The organism is Roseicyclus persicicus (assembly GCF_012395815.1).
Lineage (GTDB): Bacteria > Pseudomonadota > Alphaproteobacteria > Rhodobacterales > Rhodobacteraceae > Roseicyclus > Roseicyclus persicicus.
Map to the genome: position 1 here is coordinate 474,981 of NZ_JAAZQQ010000002.1, position 16,039 is coordinate 491,019.

General features: G+C 69.6%; 25 protein-coding genes and 1 pseudogene. 12 read left to right on the top strand and 14 right to left on the bottom strand.

Going from position 1 to position 16,039, the window contains the following annotated elements; translation table 11 throughout:
* Positions 1–267 precede the first annotated feature (267 nt).
* From HCU73_RS07610 to HCU73_RS07640, 7 genes are all read left to right on the top strand, one after another.
* Positions 268–1,308 (top strand): GlxA family transcriptional regulator, encoded by a 1,041-nt coding sequence (locus HCU73_RS07610; RefSeq protein WP_239025478.1) that lies wholly within the window; start codon positions 268–270, stop codon positions 1,306–1,308.
* Positions 1,309–1,403: 95 nt separating this feature from the next.
* The gene (locus HCU73_RS07615) at positions 1,404–1,766 is read left to right on the top strand and encodes a glycine zipper family protein (protein WP_168622827.1); all 363 of its coding nucleotides are present in this window, start codon (positions 1,404–1,406) and stop codon (positions 1,764–1,766) included.
* Positions 1,767–1,797: 31 nt separating this feature from the next.
* Entirely contained in the window at positions 1,798–1,992 is a 195-nt protein-coding gene (locus tag HCU73_RS07620; RefSeq protein ID WP_168622828.1) for a hypothetical protein, read from the top strand.
* A gap of 43 nt (positions 1,993–2,035) precedes the next feature.
* Positions 2,036–2,410, top strand: coding sequence for a hypothetical protein (locus tag HCU73_RS07625; RefSeq protein WP_168622829.1), 375 nt, complete (start codon positions 2,036–2,038; stop codon positions 2,408–2,410).
* Positions 2,411–2,442: 32 nt separating this feature from the next.
* Complete coding sequence (locus HCU73_RS07630; RefSeq protein WP_168622830.1) at positions 2,443–3,297, top strand: NAD(P)H-binding protein; 855 nt, start codon at positions 2,443–2,445, stop codon at positions 3,295–3,297.
* 25 nt (positions 3,298–3,322) lie between these two features.
* Positions 3,323–4,012: a DUF4386 family protein gene (locus HCU73_RS07635; RefSeq protein WP_168622831.1), complete on the top strand. Its 690-nt coding sequence runs from the start codon at positions 3,323–3,325 to the stop codon at positions 4,010–4,012.
* Positions 4,009–5,019, top strand: a complete 1,011-nt coding sequence (locus tag HCU73_RS07640) for an alpha/beta fold hydrolase (RefSeq protein ID WP_168622832.1) — start codon at positions 4,009–4,011, stop codon at positions 5,017–5,019. The genes HCU73_RS07635 and HCU73_RS07640 overlap by 4 nt, the downstream gene beginning before the upstream one ends.
* A gap of 200 nt (positions 5,020–5,219) precedes the next feature.
* On the opposite strand, the gene HCU73_RS07645 is transcribed toward HCU73_RS07640, so the two are convergent.
* The 4 genes and pseudogenes from HCU73_RS07645 to HCU73_RS07660 all read right to left on the bottom strand — a co-directional run.
* Positions 5,220–5,645, bottom strand: a complete 426-nt coding sequence (locus HCU73_RS07645; RefSeq protein WP_168622833.1) for a DUF4345 domain-containing protein — start codon at positions 5,643–5,645, stop codon at positions 5,220–5,222.
* A gap of 34 nt (positions 5,646–5,679) precedes the next feature.
* Complete coding sequence (locus HCU73_RS07650; RefSeq protein WP_168622834.1) at positions 5,680–6,507, bottom strand: NAD(P)H-binding protein; 828 nt, start codon at positions 6,505–6,507, stop codon at positions 5,680–5,682.
* A 106-nt stretch (positions 6,508–6,613) separates the two neighbouring features.
* Positions 6,614–7,618 (bottom strand): AraC family transcriptional regulator, encoded by a 1,005-nt coding sequence (locus HCU73_RS07655; RefSeq protein ID WP_338052024.1) that lies wholly within the window; start codon positions 7,616–7,618, stop codon positions 6,614–6,616.
* 296 nt (positions 7,619–7,914) lie between these two features.
* Positions 7,915–8,127 (bottom strand): annotated as a pseudogene (locus HCU73_RS07660) (succinyl-CoA--3-ketoacid-CoA transferase); the annotation flags it as partial.
* Between the two features lie 9 nt (positions 8,128–8,136).
* Between HCU73_RS07660 and HCU73_RS07665 the strand changes: the two are divergent.
* Positions 8,137–8,289, top strand: a complete 153-nt coding sequence (locus HCU73_RS07665) for a hypothetical protein (RefSeq protein WP_210730590.1) — start codon at positions 8,137–8,139, stop codon at positions 8,287–8,289.
* Between the two features lie 271 nt (positions 8,290–8,560).
* Here HCU73_RS07665 and HCU73_RS07670 read toward each other — a convergent pair whose 3' ends face one another.
* The 8 genes from HCU73_RS07670 to HCU73_RS07705 form a co-directional block, all read right to left on the bottom strand.
* The gene (locus HCU73_RS07670; protein WP_168622835.1) at positions 8,561–9,094 is read right to left on the bottom strand and encodes a hypothetical protein; all 534 of its coding nucleotides are present in this window, start codon (positions 9,092–9,094) and stop codon (positions 8,561–8,563) included.
* Between the two features lie 77 nt (positions 9,095–9,171).
* Positions 9,172–9,309 carry a hypothetical protein gene (locus HCU73_RS07675; protein WP_168622836.1) on the bottom strand — a complete coding sequence of 46 codons (138 nt, stop codon included), beginning with the start codon at positions 9,307–9,309 and terminating at the stop codon, positions 9,172–9,174.
* A gap of 132 nt (positions 9,310–9,441) precedes the next feature.
* Positions 9,442–10,248 carry a transglutaminase-like domain-containing protein gene (locus HCU73_RS07680; protein WP_168622837.1) on the bottom strand — a complete coding sequence of 269 codons (807 nt, stop codon included), beginning with the start codon at positions 10,246–10,248 and terminating at the stop codon, positions 9,442–9,444.
* A 31-nt stretch (positions 10,249–10,279) separates the two neighbouring features.
* Positions 10,280–11,287, bottom strand: coding sequence for a hypothetical protein (locus HCU73_RS07685; protein WP_168622838.1), 1,008 nt, complete (start codon positions 11,285–11,287; stop codon positions 10,280–10,282).
* A complete protein-coding gene (locus HCU73_RS07690; protein WP_168623251.1) occupies positions 11,284–11,745 on the bottom strand; it encodes a hypothetical protein in 462 nt (153 codons plus the stop codon). The genes HCU73_RS07685 and HCU73_RS07690 overlap by 4 nt, the downstream gene beginning before the upstream one ends.
* Before the next feature lie 8 nt (positions 11,746–11,753).
* Positions 11,754–12,140: a hypothetical protein gene (locus HCU73_RS07695; protein ID WP_168622839.1), complete on the bottom strand. Its 387-nt coding sequence runs from the start codon at positions 12,138–12,140 to the stop codon at positions 11,754–11,756.
* Positions 12,137–12,451: a hypothetical protein gene (locus HCU73_RS07700; RefSeq protein WP_168622840.1), complete on the bottom strand. Its 315-nt coding sequence runs from the start codon at positions 12,449–12,451 to the stop codon at positions 12,137–12,139. The genes HCU73_RS07695 and HCU73_RS07700 overlap by 4 nt, the downstream gene beginning before the upstream one ends.
* Before the next feature lie 506 nt (positions 12,452–12,957).
* A complete protein-coding gene (locus HCU73_RS07705; RefSeq protein WP_168622841.1) occupies positions 12,958–13,149 on the bottom strand; it encodes a Thivi_2564 family membrane protein in 192 nt (63 codons plus the stop codon).
* Positions 13,150–13,402: 253 nt separating this feature from the next.
* Here HCU73_RS07705 and HCU73_RS07710 point away from each other — a divergent pair, with 253 nt between their 5' ends.
* From HCU73_RS07710 to HCU73_RS07720, 3 genes are all read left to right on the top strand, one after another.
* A complete protein-coding gene (locus HCU73_RS07710; protein ID WP_210730529.1) occupies positions 13,403–13,834 on the top strand; it encodes a hypothetical protein in 432 nt (143 codons plus the stop codon).
* Positions 13,835–14,065: 231 nt separating this feature from the next.
* Entirely contained in the window at positions 14,066–14,239 is a 174-nt protein-coding gene (locus tag HCU73_RS07715; protein WP_168622843.1) for a CsbD family protein, read from the top strand.
* A gap of 39 nt (positions 14,240–14,278) precedes the next feature.
* Complete coding sequence (locus HCU73_RS07720; RefSeq protein ID WP_168622844.1) at positions 14,279–14,434, top strand: hypothetical protein; 156 nt, start codon at positions 14,279–14,281, stop codon at positions 14,432–14,434.
* 93 nt (positions 14,435–14,527) lie between these two features.
* Here HCU73_RS07720 and HCU73_RS07725 read toward each other — a convergent pair whose 3' ends face one another.
* The gene (locus tag HCU73_RS07725) at positions 14,528–14,761 is read right to left on the bottom strand and encodes a hypothetical protein (RefSeq protein ID WP_210730530.1); all 234 of its coding nucleotides are present in this window, start codon (positions 14,759–14,761) and stop codon (positions 14,528–14,530) included.
* Between the two features lie 171 nt (positions 14,762–14,932).
* Between HCU73_RS07725 and HCU73_RS07730 the strand changes: the two genes are divergently transcribed.
* A complete protein-coding gene (locus HCU73_RS07730) occupies positions 14,933–15,676 on the top strand; it encodes a Crp/Fnr family transcriptional regulator (protein WP_168622845.1) in 744 nt (247 codons plus the stop codon).
* Between the two features lie 56 nt (positions 15,677–15,732).
* On the opposite strand, the gene HCU73_RS07735 is transcribed toward HCU73_RS07730, so the two are convergent.
* The gene (locus HCU73_RS07735) at positions 15,733–15,927 is read right to left on the bottom strand and encodes a hypothetical protein (protein WP_168622846.1); all 195 of its coding nucleotides are present in this window, start codon (positions 15,925–15,927) and stop codon (positions 15,733–15,735) included.
* Between the last annotated feature and the right edge of the window lie 112 nt (positions 15,928–16,039).

Consider the following 16,039-nt stretch of genomic DNA (forward strand, 5'->3'; position numbering starts at 1 on the left):
GCCGGGCAAGCCGTAGCGGGGCATGAGGACCGCTGGCGCAGGGGCGGGGGCCGATGGGTCTCTTGTTCTCGAAGCCACCGAAAGATCCGATATTTCAGTGGTTTCTCAGCCGGGTCCGTTTCCCGACCGGGCCTGCCGTCCTGGCCGCGACTCCATCGGGAAAGACGCACGGCCTTGCATCCCGCGCGCCCGTCCCCGCGGAACATGGCGGAATCCGAGGGGTCTTTGTCCTAACGGTCACTTGGCGGAATGCCCTAGTGTCGGACCATGGCACAGGAACCGAACAACCAGACAGGGCGTCTGACGCGCAGGGTCGTGATGGTGACCTATCCCGAGGCGCATATTCTCGACGTCGTGGGCCCGCTCGAGGTGCTGACCGGCGCTAAGTTCTTTCTTCCCGAAGGCCCGGAGCCCTATGCCGTCACGCTGGTCGCGCCGCATGAAGGGCCGGTCTCCACGACGTCGGGCCTGAGCCTGATGGCCCACAGGTCCTTCGCCGCGGCGATGGCGGATGCCGATCCGATCGACACGCTGATCGTCAGCGGCGGCCACGGCACCACCGCCGCGCTGGAGGACGCCGAGCTGCTGGCCTTCGTGCGCCAGGCCGCCGGACGGGCGCGGAGGATCGTCTCGATCTGCACGGGCGCGATGATCCTGGCCGAGCTCGGGCTTCTCGACGGCCGGCGGGCCAGCACCCACTGGTGGTGGTGCCCGATCCTCGAACGGCGGTATCCCAAGGTGCTTGTCGACCGCGACGCGATCTTCGTCCGCGACGGCGACATCTGGACCTCGGCCGGCGTGACCTCGGGCATGGACCTGGCCCTTGCGCTGGTCGAGATGGATTTCGGTCACGCCATCGCGCTGCAGGTCGCGCGCTACAACGTGATGTACATGATGCGCCCCGGCGGGCAGTCGCAGTTCAGCGCGCACCTCGTGGCGCAGCGCGCCGAGGACCCGGCGATCAACGCGACGCTCGACTTCATCCTCGGGAACCCCGGCGATCCGCTGACCGTGACGGCGCTGGCCGCGCGCGCGGGCCTGTCGGAGCGGACCTTCGCGCGCCGGTTCAAGGACGAGACCGAGATGACGCCCGCCGCCTATGTCGAGACGGCGCGGGTTCAGGCGGCCCGCGTGGCGCTGGAGACGACGACGACCGGTGTCGAACAGATCGCGCTGCAGACCGGGTTTCAGAACGCCGAGCGGATGCGGCGCGCCTTTCAGCGGCATCTCGGTGTCTCGGCGACGGATTATCGCGCGCGGTTTCGCGGGTCCGAGGCGGCGGCCCTGATCCGCGACGGCCCCGACTGACGCGCGGCCTGTCCTGACACCCGACCATGCCCACGCGCCGCAGGCCCTGCGTTTGCGCGATCCTCTCCCCATGCCCGAAAATCCCGGTGATCCCCATGAAATTCAAGTTCCTTGCCCCCGTGCTGGCCGCCCTTCTGGCCGCCTGCGCCGACAGCGGCGCCAATCATGTCCCGATCCTCGACGGCCCCCCGACCGCCGCCTTTCAAGGCGATCTGGCCGCCTGCCAGGGCCTTGCCCGCAGCCAGCGCCAGTTCGACCATGAGACCGCGGGCGCGGTCGTGCTCGGGGCGGGCGCAGGTGCGCTCCTGGGTGCGGCGGACGACCACGGCGATGCGGCCGGCGGCGCGATTGCCGGGGGCCTCGCGGCAGGTGTCGCAGGCGCCGTCAACGCCGGCGAGCGGCGCGAGGCCATCGTTGTCGAATGCCTGCAGGGCCGCGGCCACCGGGTCGTCGGCTGACCCATCGCCCAGATCACGAAAGGACCGCGACATGCCCCCCATCGTCTTTCGCCGCCGTTCCCGGCTGTCCGGGCTTTGGGCCCTGCTCGGGTGGTCCCCGGTCGGGGGCGTTTCGGGCAACCGCGCCTCGCCGCTGCCCACCGCGCCCCGGCTCCGGCGGGATATCGGCCTGCCCGAGATCGAGCCGGCGCCGCCGATCTACCCCCAGTGTTTCCGCAGGTTCTGACGCGGGCAACGCGCAGCGCGCGGACCGAACAGGGAGGACCATCATGACGAGCCAGACCTTTGCCCTTTTCTACGCACTCCTCGCGGCCCTTCCCGCCGCGATGCATGTGGCGGTCGCCGCGGGGGCGCCCCTGGGGCGTTTCACGGTCGGCGGGCGGTTCCCGGGCCGCCTGCCGCCGCTCTGGCGGGGACTGGCGCTGGTGCAGGCCGGGCTGCTGGCCGGAATGGCGCTGGTCGTTCTCGGGCGGGGCGGCGCGCTGTCCACCGGGCTGCCACCGGGATTGTTCTGGCCAGTGCTGGGCCTGACCCTGCTCAGCCTCCTTGCGAACGCGGCCAGCCCCTCGCGCCCCGAGCGCCTGCTGTGGACGCCGGTCCTGCTGGGCATGGCCGCAAGCGCCCTCGGGGCGGCATTCCTGTGATCCCCCTTCAGCCTCGCCCGAAAGGACAGCCCGTGCGAACCGTCTTCATCGCCGGAGCGACCGGCTACCTCGGCCGCCACCTGTGTGCGGAATACCGCGGACGCGGCTGGCGCGTCCGGGCCCTGGTCCGGGACGTCGGGCGCGCGCGTGACCTCGACGCCGACGAGTTGGTCGAGGCCGAAGCCACCCGGCCGGACAGCCTTGGCGGTGTCATGGAGGGGGCCGACCTGGTCATCTCTGCCCTGGGCATCACCCGGCAGGCGGATGGGCTGGGGTATCGGGACGTCGACTACCAGGCGAACCTCAACCTGCTGGATGAGGCGCTGTCCGCCCGCGTGCCACGCTTTGCCTATATCCATGTGCTGAACGCCGAGCACATGGCGCATGTGCCGCTGGTCGCCGCCAAGGCGGCCTTTGTCCGGGCGCTGGAGGAGGCCGGGATTGCCTCGACCGTGATCGCGCCGTCGGGGTATTTCTCGGACATGGCCGATGTGCTGGCCACGGCGCGGTCGGGCCGGGCCTGGCTATTCCGGGGCGGCGCGCATCGGATCAACCCGATCCATGGGGCGGATCTGGCCAGGGCCACGGCGGATGCCATCGACCGGGGCCGGGATTGGCTGGACGTGGGCGGGCCCGACATCTTCAGCCAGGCCGAGCTGGTCGAGGCCGCGTTCCGCGCCGCCGGCAAGCCGGTGAAGATCACGTGGCTGCCGGACTGGCTCCGCCGCGCGGCCCTGGTGTTGCTGCCGCGGCTGACCCCGCGCCGCATCCATGGCCCGGCGGTGTTCTTCCTGAGCGCGCTCGGGCTGGACATGGTGGGCGCACCCCACGGCACCCGGCACCTCGACGCCTATCTCGCGGCGCTCGCGGACGGGCGTCCCGGGTGAGATCCTCCCAGGAAAGGACGGACCCATGACGCTACAGCGCATCGGCGGCCTCGCGGCGCTGGTTTGCGCGGCCACCTACCTGGCGGGCTTCGCGCTTCTGGTCACATGGCTCGCGCCGTTGGGATACGGCACGGCGGAGGTCGACGCGCGCGGGGTTGTCGACCTTGTCCACGCGCGCCCCGGCATCCTGATCGCCTGGAACACGACGATCTACGTCGTGAACGCGCTCGCGCTCGTGGTGCTGGTGGTGGCGCTGTCCGAGCGGCAGGCCGCGGTCACGCCGGGCTGGGCCGCCGTCACCCGGGCGTTCGGCCTGATCTGGGCGGCACTGGTCCTGGGGGCGGGCATGATCGCGAACATCGCGGTGGAGCGTGCGGCACCGCTCCATGCGGCCGATCCGCAGGCCGCCGCCGATCTCTGGGGCATCCTGCACGCGGTCGAGCTTGGACTGGGCGGTGGCAACGAGATCGCGGGCGGGGTGTGGATCCTGTGCGTCGGCATCGCCGGGCTGGTCGGACGTGGCCTTGCGCGGCCGGTCGCCATTCTCGGCGTCCTGACGGGGGTCGCCGGCCTCGTCACCATCCTGCCCGCGCTCGGCGACGCGGCAGGGGCGGTCTTCGGCCTCGGGGCGATCGCGTGGTTCCTGGGGGTCGGCGCCCAGCTTCTGTCGGGCACCCACCCGCGGCCGGGCATGGTCGGGGAGAGCGGGGAATGAGACGCATCCTGCGCTGGGTCATCGGCCTGACCGGAGCCGTCCTTGCCATCGGTGTCGGCCTCGTCCTCGCCACCCGGGGCGACTATCCCGTCCCGGCGCTGGTCACCGGCGACCCCTCGCTGCCCGCCCTTGAGATCGCCGGGATCAGGTTGCATGTCCGGGTGGTCGATGGCCCGCCCGGGGCGCCCACGGTCATCGTCCTGCACGGGGGGCCGGGCGGCGATTTCAGGTCGCTTCAGGCGCTTGCCGCCCTGTCCGACAGCCATCGCGTCGTGTTCTACGACCAGCGCGGCGCGGGCCTGTCCGAGCGGGTGCCGGCCGGGGCGCTGACCCTCGACGGGCACCTGGCCGAGTTGGCGGCGCTGATCGACCATGTGGCCCCGGGCGGGCCGGTCGCCCTGATCGGGCATTCCTGGGGCGCGATGCTGGCCACCGCCTACCTCGGCGCGCATCCGGGCCGGATCGACCGCGCCGTGCTGATCGAACCGGGGTTCCTTGATGCCGCGGGGCGCGATCGCTGGACGGAGGAAAGCCGTCGCTACATGTCCGGCCCAGGGTTTCTCGGCGCCGCCGCCCTGACCGGGGTCCGGGCGGTCCATGTCGACGGTCCCGACCGCCACGCGCGACAGGATTTCCTGATCGGGCGCATGGTGCGGCGCTTTGCCGGCCATCCGGACAACCCCTATCATTGCGGCCACGGCTACGACGCCCCGGGCTGGCGGTTCGGCGCGCTCTCGAGCGAGACGATGGGCAGGGCGCCCGCATCCCAGATCGACCGCATCGCCGCGGGCGCGGCCGCCTTCGACGGACCGGTGCTGCTGCTGGCGGGGGCCTGCGACGACTGGCTCGGCGCGCCGCTGCAATCCCGGCACGCCGCGCGTTTCGCCGACGCGCGCCTCGTGGTGGTTCCGGGGGCGGGTCACGACGTGGTCTGGGACAACCCCGAGGATGCCCTTGCCGCAATCAGGGCGTTTCTGGCCGAGGCTCCGCCAGGTCCGGCGCAGTGACGCCATGCCGCCCGCATCGTCACCCCGCCCTGGACCCCGGGACCGTTCCGACAGGCTTTGGTCGAGGACGACACCACGGGCCGGCGCGGTGGTGGGAAAGGGCGACCGGCAGCGGGAAGAGGACCGGGAGCCCCTGAAAGGCTCCCGGTCGAGGCGCGGGTCGGATGGGAGGCCGCGAGCCTCCCGCCCGGTCCGCGATGTCAGGCGGCGGTTCGCCGGTTCCGTGTCGACGCCGTCGACCAAAGCCTGTGGCGGAAGGCTGCCAGGCACAGCGCGGCGATCGCCAGTTCGAGGACCAGCGCGCCGAGGATGCCGCCCGACGGCATGCCATCGACGACCAGCCCGACCAGCCGCCCGGCCGGAAAGGCCAGGAAGACGGTCGATGCCGCGGTGATCGACACCGGGGCCCAGGCCCGGCGCAGGATCCCGGCCAGCATAATGACCCCGAGGGCGGCCAGGCAAGCGGCCGGGGCCCGCACCTCGCTCAAGACGCTGGCGTCGGTGCCCAGCGAAATGCCGTAGCTTGCGTAGAAGGCGTGCGGCGCGGCGAGGATGAAGCCGCCGATACCAAGCGCCGTGGCGCCGGCGATGCCGAGCGCGACCTGTTCAAGACGTGTGAGGCTCATCTGATATTCCTTCCGGATCGAACCTGGGAAAAGGTCAGGCCGCGACCGGCCATGTGCCCGCCCGGGCGGCGGCGTTCGCGAAGTCGGCGAAGTCCCGCGGCGGCCGGCCGAGCGCGCGCTGCACGCCATCGGCGAGCTGCGCGTTGCGCCCGTCCAGCGTCTCGCGCGCGATGGCGGTGAAGACGTCGGCCACGAAGTCGCCGCCCGCCTTGGCGATATTGGCGTGGAAGTCCTCGAAACCGATCGGGATGTGCCGGATCGGGCGACCGATGGCCTGGCCCAGTTCCCGGGCCATGTCGCCGAAGGTCATCAGGCGCGGCCCCGTCACCTCGTAGAGCTGCCCCTTGTGGCCCTCTTCGGTCAGCGCGGCGACCGCGACATCGGCAATGTCGTCGATGTCGATGATGGGTTCGGCGATGTCGCCGCCCGGCATCGGCAGCACGCCGGCAAGGACCGGGTCGCGCAGGTAGCCTTCGCTGAAGTTCTGCGCGAACCACGCGGCCCGCACGATGGTGAAATCGATGCCCGACTTGCGCACCACCTGCTCGCCCAGTCGGGCGTGGTGCTCGCCCCGGCCCGACAGCAGCACGAGGTGCCCGACGCCCACGTCCTTCGCCGTCTCGACGAGGGACCCGAGCTTTTCGACCGCGCCGGGGAAGGCGAGGTCGGGGAAGTAGGTGACATAGGCGGCGCGGGCCCCGCTCAGGGCCGGCGCCCAGGTTTCCGGCGCCTCCCAATCGAAGGGCGTCGCGGAGTGGCGCGAGCCGCGGCGCACCGGATGCCCGGCGGCCTCCAGTTTGGCTGCGACGCGGCGTCCGGTCTTGCCGGTGGCGCCGATGACGAGGATGGGGGTCGTGTGCATGGGTCGTGCTCCTTGGCTTCGGGTGAGGGCCAAGGCGTAGCAGCGGGGGCGCGGCGCGGTCTTGACCGGCCCTGCCACCGTTTTGACCGCCGCCGCCACGGCGGCGTCACCGGCCCATGCGATCCTTGCGGTAGCTCGCCGGTGTCGTGCCCACCCAGCGTTTGAAAGCCCGGGTGAACGAGCTCTGCTCGGAAAAGCCGGTCAGGAACGCGATCTCGGCAAGGGAATGGCTTTCGTCCCGCAAGAGCCCTTCGGCCAGGTCGCGGCGGGTGTCCTCGGTCAGGGTCTGGAAGCTCATCCCGTGTTCCGCCAGACGCCGATGAAAGGAGCGCGCGCTCAGGCCCAGGCCGCGGGCGATGTCCGGCATCCGGGGCGCGCCCCCGCTGAGCGCCTGTGCGATGGCGTCCTTCGCGCGGGCCACCAGCGGGGCCTCCTCGGCGATCTCCGACAACTCGGCATCCAGATGCGAGATCAGGTAACGCGAGATCCCCTCGTCGCCGAGGATGTTCGGCCGCGCCAGCGTCTCGCGCGAGAAGAGGATCGCATCGAGCTCCGCGCCGAAGCGGACGGGACAGCCGAAATGGTCGTCGTGACCTGCCGTGGACCTCGGGGCCGGATGCCGGACCAGCACCTCAAGGGGCGCGACGGGCACCGGGCAGACCTGCCGCGCGATCGAGACGGTGCTCGCCAGCGTCGCCTCGTTCGACAGCCGGAGGCCCAGCCGCCGCTCGCCGGAGCGGTGCAGGATGAAGAGCGTGCCGCGCCGATCGGGGCGCAGCTCGTATTCCACGACGCTGGTCCAGAGCCGGGCGTAACGCTCCACCCGCTGAAAGGACCCGCCCAGCGTCGTCGCCGCCTTGAACGCCAATCCCAGCGCCCCGTATTCGTCGAGCCGCATGGATGCGCCGACGCGCACCGGCAGATCGGTCACGTCCGTTTGCGCGGCGATGCGTTCCAGCAGGCCGTAGTAGCTGTCGGCGGGAAGCATCGCCTTCGGATCCGAAGGCCCCTCGGCATCGAGGCCGACCGAGGCAAGCAAGGCGGCCGCATCGACATGGGGGCCCGCCGCGGCGACCATCTTTCGCGCGAATAATGACGTAACGTAGCCCACGGGCCGGACTTTACGCCGAATGGGCGCGAGCTCCAAACGTGCCGGTTCCCGGCAAGGTCGCGTCACCGCCGATCCGGCAGTCGGGCGCCTTGCGACACGGCCCGGTGTTCCGCCGATCGACCCTTGCTCCCTCCGCCCGAGCGGGCGCTTGCCAAGCGTTGGCATTGGTTTCGGCGGGACGAGTTTGGGGGCAGAGTGCGCTCCGAATACCCCTCTAATACAACGAGAAATTCCGGCTACAGCCGGGAGGGGAGAACGCTTTCGCGGGGGCTGGTGGCGGAGGGGAGGGGCGGCGCTCAGACAAGCGTCGCCTCGGTCACGCCGTCGGCGAGTTCCAGGAGCTTCAGGCCACCCTCGACCACCTCAAGCACGCCGAGGTTGGTGATGATCAGGTCCACCACCACCACCACGCGGCCGACGCCGGCGACGAGGTCTATCGCCCCGAGGATCGCCATGGCGATCTTGCCGCCCCGGATCATGCCGAAGCTGGTCGCGCTGTCGAAATCGGCGGGGTGGGCATGAGCGTGTTCGTCCTCAAGGCCGTGCTGTCCGAAGTGCCGGTGGCCCGCATCTTCCGTGGCCTGGTGCCGTTCGTCGGGGTGGACCTGGTCCGGCTCGGGCTGCTCGTGGTTTTCCCCCCGATCGCGCTTTGGCTGCGCAACACGATCTGATCGCATCGTGGTCGCAGGGCGCAAGGCGCAAGTCCCGCGTCTCTCGCGGACCACGGATCAACCCGTGCGGCCCGCGACGGAGACCTCCTGACCGCTGGGGCAGGTCATGGCATGAACGATGTCGGGACAGGCAGAAACGATGGTCCGGTGAGGGGCGTGGATGACGGCGCGTGCGCCTTGGGGGGCAGCGGCGGCGAAATGCGCCCGGGTCGAAGGGCGCGGCGTGCAGCCCCTTGCCGCGCAGGCAGGATGCTCGGCGGTCCACCTTCGATCAAGTCCCTGTCGCTCCCTTGCGGCCGCGCGATGGGGACGGTGTTTCCGGTCTTGAGGGCATGCCCTCGTTTTCGGCGGCCCGGATCGACTGTTCGTCCCGCATTGCCTGGGCCGTTGTCCCCGAGGACGGCGCCGCCAGGTCGGGGTCGGGCGTCCCGTGGCCGGAGTAGAGGTTTCGCAGCTGCGCCTCTGAGACCCCGTCGGCCTTCATCACGAGGCGCACCATCGGATCAGCCAGCATTTCCTCGAGGAAGAAGTCGGACAACGCCCTGCCCGTCAACTTGTCCCTTGCCCGCGCGTGGTCGAGGTCGGCGAGGGAAACGGTGAGCGTCCGCACAAGTCCCGGATGCGATACGCGGGGATGAAGCCTTACGAGGACGGAGGCTTTCCAGGCGCCCGGATCCCGTTGGTCCGGGGGGGACGCCAGCTCCGTCTCGATCTCGTACTCCCCCGCCGGGAGCGTCTCGGCAAAGCCCGGAACGGTGAACGGCCGCGTGAACACCGCAACGGTCTTGCTCGTCAGGTCTTCCATCGGCGTGATCCTTTTCCTTGGTGCTGGGGGTGGTCCGCGCCCCGGGTTCGCACCGGGGCGCGCGACCTGTGATCGTGTCAGGACGTCTTGGATTTCGCCGGCGCCTGGGTGTCGGCAGCCTTGGACGCCTGCCCCTTGGCGGGGGGCGTCGCGGTCTCGGCAGGCTTCGGCTTCACGGCGGCCGCAGCCCTGGCGGTCAGGTCCTTGAAGGACATGTCATCGATCCCTTGATTGGCCGGCGCCAACTCCCCGTCCATGACGGACCGGGACGCCCGGCGTCGGTCCTAACTACATGGGGATCAGCGACCCGGTTTGCGATGGCGCATCGGACAGGAAGCCCGGCCGGATCACGGCAGGTCGTCCGTCCAGACCTGAAACCCGGTCAACGTGTTTTCACCGAATGTCTGGGTCAGAGGCACATCGGCGGCATCGCGCCCGCGCGCGATCAGGATCCTGGCGATCCGCGGCTTGTTGTTGCGCGGGTCGAACACGTGCCATTCACCGGCAAGAAAGACCTCCATCCACGCCGCGAAATCCCCGGGCGGGTGAGGAAGAGGGTCGCCGATGTCGCTCAGGTATCCGGTGCAGTAGCGGGCCGGGATGTTCATGCAGCGGCACAGGGCGATGGCGAGATGGGCGAAGTCGCGGCAGACACCCTGGCGCTCGGCCAGGGTCTGCGAGGCGGTTCGCGTCGCCTTCGCCTGCATGTAGTCGAAACGGACATGCTGGTGCACGAAATCGCAGATCGCCTGAACGCGGGACCATCCGGGTTCGGTGGTCTGGAATAGCCGCCACGCATCCTGCGAAAGAAGGTCGGTGTCGCAGTATCGGCTCCCTTGCAGGAACACGAGCGTGTCGGATGGCAGATCCTGCACCGCGTGCTGCTGCGCGCCCGGTGACACGGGGTCGGGCTGGCCCGTGTCGCGGATGATGCCATCCGTCGACAGGCAGAAGTCGCCCGCCGGAGCCACCAGGCGCGTGCACCAGTTGCCAAAGCCATCGCGGTAGCTTTCGAGCGGCACGCTTGGCGACGTCACCAGATGGTCGGGGCGCTCCAGGTCGCCAAACCGCGAGTAGTGCACGTTCAGCAGGGCGATCAGCGGCGTCGGCTGCGGGAAGCTGTATCGCAAACGGCACCCTATGCTGACGCGCATCCCGGACGCGCCAGGGTGCGATGCATCCCCATCACCGTGCAAGGCTGCACACCCCGTCGGAGAGCCGGAAGCCGCGGTCGCAGGTCCACCGGTTGCCGGACCGGTCGAGATGGGCGTTCGCCGGCAGAACCAGGGCGGCGCAGGCGCCGTTCAGCGGCTCGTACCCCCGCTCGCAGCGCCAGCCCGGTTCGTGGGAGATCGGGTCGAGAAACGCGTTCGCCGGCAGGGGTATGGCGTCGCACCGGTCGTCGTTCCTGACGAAGCCTCTTTCGCAGGCCCAGACGGGACCAAAGCTTGCGTTGGTCAGGTATGCGTTCGCCGGCACGGCAATCGGCAGGCATGTTCCCTCAAGGGCGGCATAGCCGCGATCGCAGGTCCATCCTGTCCCCGCGGGGTCGTCCGTCAGATAGGCGTGCTCGGGCAGGAGGATCGGCACACATGCGTCGCGATCCCGCAGGTAGCCGCGGTCGCATTGCCATTCATGGCCGGACGACCGGAGAAAGGCGTTTTCGGGCACTGGGATGGGATCGCAGGACGCCCCGTTCGTCTCCACATAGCCCCGGTCGCATTCCCACCCCGTGCCGTAGGAGCGCCCCGTTGGATGGGAATGCGCAGGCATGTGCAGGGCGAGGCAGTCGGCGCCCTCCTGCCGGAAACCCAGGTCGCAGACCCAGCCGCCACCATGGCCGCGCGGCTGGGCATTCTCCGGGATCGGGCCGGTGCCATCCTGCGCAAGGACCGGGAAGGCGAAGGACGCGATCACCCCGGCCACGACGGCGACCCTTGCGATCAGCCGCGCGGGGGCGCGTCGTGCTGGTTCCTTGTGATGTCTCATCGCCGCTTGTTCGCTGGCGGACCAGAGCCCGCCGGCGGCCGCGCGCGCCATCGACGGCCCAAGCGTGAGCGTTCCGGTCAACCGTCGCGTGGGCGCGGGCTTTGGCGGGCGGCCCGTGGCAATCGACCTCGATGGCATCCCTTCGTTCTCGGCCACCTCGATCGCAAAGTCCCGCGGGGCTGTCGGATGTGTGCTGGCGGTCATCGGCTTGACAGCTTGACCAGCGCCGCAGCCGCCAGCGCGTGTTCCTTCTGGTGATAGTCACCGTGGAACCTGCCATCGACCTGCACTTCCCAGATCCCGTTTCTTTCGCGGACCTGCACCTCGCCTCGCGGCGCTGTCCGGTTCACGGTGGGCGCCTGGTCCCCCCTGGTGGTCGTCGGCATGGGCTTCCTGTCGGTCATGTCCGGCTCCTTCGCTGTGGGCGCACGCAATTCTCCGAGGAGCATCACGGCGCGAATGAATTCCTCCGCGTAGTCGTCGGTTCCGCGGTAGTCCTGTTCGTGGCGGGCCATGTCCATCGGTTCGACGAACCGTGCTTTCAGGTGATCGATGAAGCGCGGCTCCGTCCGGGCCATGAAGGCGATCAGCGCCTGCAGCACCTGTTCATGGGCCAGAACCCGCCGTTCGAGATCGGTCGTCTCGGGTGACGTGATTGCCATGACGGGGGTCATCCTTCTTGCACTCCGCTTTCCGCAGGCTCCGTCGATCCATCGACATCGAGGGCTGCCAGGCAGGCCTGTGCGAGGTCGCGGTCCGGGGCGTCGGTTCCGGGCATGGTCGCCCAGCCGGCGGTCATGAGCGCATCGCGCCGCTGGTAGGTCGGGGCTGCCCGTATCGCGGCCAGCTTGTCCGCCCGTGCCGGATCTGACCGTGCCATCTGGAGGCACACCGGGACCATGGAGGCGACGACATCGTGCCGGGACATCGCCATCGCCCTCTCGGTCGCGGTGCCGCCGGTGACCCAGCCGCCCCATGTGAACCCCGCGACACCGACGAACGCCGCGCCGAACAGCGCGCCGTAGATGCCGGGTTTGAGCCATCCGGGCCGGTTCATGATCTGTCCTCCTGCGGGGAAAGCGCCGCATCGCCGTGATCGTTCCTCTCGGTCGCGGCCTGGTCCCGGCGCAGCGCCTTTTCCAGGTCCCTGTCGGAAATCGCGCGCAACTCGGTGCGTCCCGCACGGCTGCCCCGTCCGCGCACGGTCAGGTAGGTTGCTGTCCGTCTGTAGGCCTCGAAGCTCAGTCCCTGGAGAAGCTCCTCCTCGACGAGGACCTCGTAGTCGCCGGCGGGCAAATCGCCCGGGTATCCCGACAGGGTGAACGCGTTCGAAAAGGTCACCGTCGATCTTGTCGACCGCAGGGTCATCTCTGGTCTCCGTGATGCAGGCAGATCCGTCGTCCGTCATTGCTGAATGCGCCTCGGATGCCGGGCCTGGTCAGTCGAACGATGTCTCCCCTTGTAGCCGAGGACCGTGCGACGCGCGCTGACACAGGTTAGTCCCGAGGGCCGCGTCGGTCGGAACAGCCTGTAGCAGTCGCCGGCACAGACCTGTGTAGGGGCCGCAGGGTCGACCCGCGCACAGCCGGCGCGAAACAGGGATGATCGCCGTTCCTGCAAGCCACGGACGGACCCGCGATGGCCGAACCCGATGTCCTCAATCCGCGCCCACCCGGACTGCGAGGGCACCGGGCCAAGTGACCGGGCCGCTGTCGGCGCGTGAACAGGCCGTGCGGTGGCGCAGCCCCCCGAAACAACCGGGAGGAGAGGCGCAGGACGAACCGGTTCCCGGCGCGCCCGTCGGTCAGGATCGCCGAAGAGCCGACGGGATAGATGCCGCTGTCTGGTGCGCGGCGGCCTGAACGTCCCGCGCTTCAGCCGCCAACGGTCATGCCGCGCATCCCGCCCAGCATGCCGAACGCACTCAGCAGCCACAGGACGACGGCGATCACGATCACGACGTTCAGGATGGATTTTATCTTCGAGTCCATCGGGATGTAGGTGTTGATGAGCCACAGCAGCACACCGACGACGATCAGCGTGACGACAAGATTGATGAGGGGCATGGCCAGCGTCCTTTTCCGTGCGCGGCACCGGCTTGGCATCTTCGCCACCGGGCCGTGCTGCACCCTAGGCCGCCACCGGCCGGGCGACGCTGATCGGGGTTAGTGGCCGGTGAAGGCCCTGCCGCTGATCTGCATCAGCCGCCCGGGCGGTCAGATCGGGTAGCCATGGGCGGCGGGCACGGCTTGCCCCCTTGCTCCACCACGATCAACGCGGCGCCGCGGCCCGGTTTGGGCCCGGGCATCCGGCGAAAGGATGACCACCATGTCCAGAATGGATTTCCTGCGCGGGGGCGTCACGCCCTTTGACGGGTTTCTCTATGCCACGCTTGGCGATGACCGGCGTGGCAACGCCGTCAGCGTCCTGTCCGCGCTTGCGCGGCTGGGTCTCGACCCATGGGACGAGGCGGCCGCGCTGTCCGGCCTGCCGCGTGGCGGCGCGGAGGCGCGGCTTGGCGATCGCCTGTCCCGGTTCCGTGACGTGCCGGGTCTTTCGGCCGAACAGGGCGCGATCCTGCAGCGGCTCTTGAGCCTGCTGCCCCGCGATGACACAGGGCGCGAGGGCGCAGACCTCGTCGACAGGGTGCGCGGGCGGCTGGGCGGGACGGGTCCGCTCATCGCGCTGCTTCTGCTGATCCTTTTCCTTGTGCAGACCCTGGTGTTGGGGTCGTCCGGGTCGGAGGGATGAGGGCCCGGGAATGACATCCGCACACGGTGGTGAAACCCGGCTCGGGCATCTCGAGGCCGCTTTGGACCGGTGGCAGGGCCGGGTTGGCGATGGTCGTCCAGCCGGCTGACGCAGGTTAGCGCCGTGTCCCCCCGGACCGGCGATCATCTTCGGCAGGGCGTGCGACGTCGCGGCTGATCGCCATTCCGGCAGCCGGTCGCCCCCAGTTCCTACCGAAAAGGATCTCGGACCATGGACAAGGACCGCGTCAAGGGCACCGCCAAGCAAGCCACGGGCAGTGCCAAGGAAAGCCTCGGCAAGATCACCGGCGACACCTCGCTCGAGGCGGAAGGCAAGGTCGAGCAGGCCGAAGGCACCATCCAGAAGGCCTACGGCAAGGCCAAGGACGCCCTGCGCAAGCTGTGACGCAGGCGCAAGACCACCATCAACAAAGGATCACCCATGATGGAAAAACCGGCCAAGAAGAAGGGCACGGGGACCAAGGCGGCCAAGACCCCGAGCGCCTACAAGGCGCGCGAGGCCGAGGGCAAGGCCAGCACCCCCAACGCCCAGTTTCGCAAGACGTTCGGCACGGCGAAGGACGCCCCGCGCAAGGGTTGATCTCGCCGCCGGAACGGCCCCGCCGCCTCGTACCTCGGGCGGCGGGGTTTCTCTTGTCCTGTTCGGGACCTGCGCCCTTCGGGGCCCAACGGGTCAGCGTCGGCGCACGGAATTACCCCCCGCGAGGATCCCGTTGATCAGTGCGGCCACGGCCTTGTGCATATCGGCCTGGTCGCGGCCCGGCGCGGCGTTATGCGCGGCGGCCGCGTCCTGCAGGATGCCGACGATCTCCTTCTCGGGCAGGATGTTGCGATCGTTCAGCGCCAGAAGCAGCGACTCACAGATGGACAGCGCGGCTAGTCCGGCGATGTCGGTGGGCACGGGCATGATCGGCGCTTTCTGTTGGGGGCGGGGCGAAACGGCCTGGCCGGATCCGAATGTGTCGCAACGATATTCAATGTCGATTATGATGAACTGACATAGAGCAGGATGCCGCCCATTTCCGGCAGGTACGGCTGGGCTAATGCGCACCCGCTCGATCAGCAGAGGGACCTGGTGATGCTGACCCTCCTCAGTCCGTTGACCAGAAAACTCTCGGCCTACGTGGCCCTTTCGCCCGGTGACCTCGACATCCTGGCGCGGTTTCACAAGCGCCGGCGGAGCTTCAGGCTAGGCCACGAGCTGGTCCACGAGGGACAGAGCCACGGGTCGGCCTTCGTCCTGGCAAAGGGCTGGGCCTGTTCCTACAAGATGCTTCCCGACGGGGAACGCCAGATCGTCGATTTCCAGGTCCCCGGCGATTTCATCGGCTTGCGCAGCATCCTGTTCCGCACCTCGGATCACAGCGCCGAGGCCGTGACGCGGATCGAGGCCTCCGAGGTGCTGGCCTCCGACATCCTCGACAGCTTCGCGCAGGCGCCGCGGCTGGCCACGGCGGTGCTCTGGGCTGCCTCGCGCGACGAGGCGATGGTGGTGGAGCATCTCGTCAATCTCGGCCGCCGTTCCGCCGACGAACGGATGGCGCATTTCATGCTGGAGCTCGGCGCGCGGCTGCGGCTGGTGGGGGTCGGGGATGCCACGGGCTTCGACTGCCCGCTGACGCAATACCACCTCGCCGATGTGCTGGGCCTGAGCGCCGTGCATGTGAACCGCGTGCTGCGCCACCTGCGGGAAGAGGGGCTGATGACCTTCCAGAAGGGGCGCGTCAGCTTCGACGACATCGCCCGGCTGAAGCAACTGGCCGCGTTCGATCCGGAGTATCTGGATCAGGGCCGGCCGTTCCTGCCCGCGCCCGGGGCCTGACGGCGCTCCCCCCGGGCCGTCTTGCCCGGGGGAAACACGTCCGGCGGTGGCCGTGGTCAGACGAGCGCGTGCCGCGCCGCCTCAAGCGCGCGGTTGCACTCCGCGTCGTTGTGGGCGGCCTGCGCCTTCTCGGCCGCGCGGAAATGCTTCAGCGCCGCGTCCTTCTTGGGGCCCGCGGGCGCGGCATTCCACGCCGCCTTGACCGTCTTCATCTTGTCGGCCGTGGTGGTGGAAGGGGTCTTGTTGTCCATGGGACAGGTCCTTTCGGTGCGGTTCACGGGGCAGCGGCCCCTCGGCCAGACTGGCCGGACGCCCCGGTCACAGGACCGGGTCGCTGGCGTCGCCGCGTGAACACAGGATCGA

Excerpts from the sequence above, each read along its gene's own strand:
- HCU73_RS07610 (WP_239025478.1), top strand. The coding sequence starts at position 268 with ATGGCACAGGAACCGAACAACCAGACAGGGCGTCTGACGCGCAGGGTC.
- HCU73_RS07615 (WP_168622827.1), top strand. The coding sequence starts at position 1,404 with ATGAAATTCAAGTTCCTTGCCCCCGTGCTGGCCGCCCTTCTGGCCGCC.
- HCU73_RS07620 (WP_168622828.1), top strand. The coding sequence starts at position 1,798 with ATGCCCCCCATCGTCTTTCGCCGCCGTTCCCGGCTGTCCGGGCTTTGG.
- HCU73_RS07625 (WP_168622829.1), top strand. The coding sequence starts at position 2,036 with ATGACGAGCCAGACCTTTGCCCTTTTCTACGCACTCCTCGCGGCCCTT.
- HCU73_RS07635 (WP_168622831.1), top strand. The coding sequence starts at position 3,323 with ATGACGCTACAGCGCATCGGCGGCCTCGCGGCGCTGGTTTGCGCGGCC.
- HCU73_RS07640 (WP_168622832.1), top strand. The coding sequence starts at position 4,009 with ATGAGACGCATCCTGCGCTGGGTCATCGGCCTGACCGGAGCCGTCCTT.
- HCU73_RS07645 (WP_168622833.1), bottom strand. The coding sequence starts at position 5,645 with ATGAGCCTCACACGTCTTGAACAGGTCGCGCTCGGCATCGCCGGCGCC.
- HCU73_RS07650 (WP_168622834.1), bottom strand. The coding sequence starts at position 6,507 with ATGCACACGACCCCCATCCTCGTCATCGGCGCCACCGGCAAGACCGGA.
- HCU73_RS07665 (WP_210730590.1), top strand. The coding sequence starts at position 8,137 with ATGAGCGTGTTCGTCCTCAAGGCCGTGCTGTCCGAAGTGCCGGTGGCC.
- HCU73_RS07670 (WP_168622835.1), bottom strand. The coding sequence starts at position 9,094 with ATGGAAGACCTGACGAGCAAGACCGTTGCGGTGTTCACGCGGCCGTTC.
- HCU73_RS07675 (WP_168622836.1), bottom strand. The coding sequence starts at position 9,309 with ATGTCCTTCAAGGACCTGACCGCCAGGGCTGCGGCCGCCGTGAAGCCG.
- HCU73_RS07680 (WP_168622837.1), bottom strand. The coding sequence starts at position 10,248 with ATGCGCGTCAGCATAGGGTGCCGTTTGCGATACAGCTTCCCGCAGCCG.
- HCU73_RS07685 (WP_168622838.1), bottom strand. The coding sequence starts at position 11,287 with ATGACCGCCAGCACACATCCGACAGCCCCGCGGGACTTTGCGATCGAG.
- HCU73_RS07690 (WP_168623251.1), bottom strand. The coding sequence starts at position 11,745 with ATGGCAATCACGTCACCCGAGACGACCGATCTCGAACGGCGGGTTCTG.
- HCU73_RS07695 (WP_168622839.1), bottom strand. The coding sequence starts at position 12,140 with ATGAACCGGCCCGGATGGCTCAAACCCGGCATCTACGGCGCGCTGTTC.
- HCU73_RS07700 (WP_168622840.1), bottom strand. The coding sequence starts at position 12,451 with ATGACCCTGCGGTCGACAAGATCGACGGTGACCTTTTCGAACGCGTTC.
- HCU73_RS07705 (WP_168622841.1), bottom strand. The coding sequence starts at position 13,149 with ATGCCCCTCATCAATCTTGTCGTCACGCTGATCGTCGTCGGTGTGCTG.
- HCU73_RS07710 (WP_210730529.1), top strand. The coding sequence starts at position 13,403 with ATGACCACCATGTCCAGAATGGATTTCCTGCGCGGGGGCGTCACGCCC.
- HCU73_RS07715 (WP_168622843.1), top strand. The coding sequence starts at position 14,066 with ATGGACAAGGACCGCGTCAAGGGCACCGCCAAGCAAGCCACGGGCAGT.
- HCU73_RS07720 (WP_168622844.1), top strand. The coding sequence starts at position 14,279 with ATGGAAAAACCGGCCAAGAAGAAGGGCACGGGGACCAAGGCGGCCAAG.
- HCU73_RS07725 (WP_210730530.1), bottom strand. The coding sequence starts at position 14,761 with ATGCCCGTGCCCACCGACATCGCCGGACTAGCCGCGCTGTCCATCTGT.
- HCU73_RS07730 (WP_168622845.1), top strand. The coding sequence starts at position 14,933 with ATGCTGACCCTCCTCAGTCCGTTGACCAGAAAACTCTCGGCCTACGTG.
- HCU73_RS07735 (WP_168622846.1), bottom strand. The coding sequence starts at position 15,927 with ATGGACAACAAGACCCCTTCCACCACCACGGCCGACAAGATGAAGACG.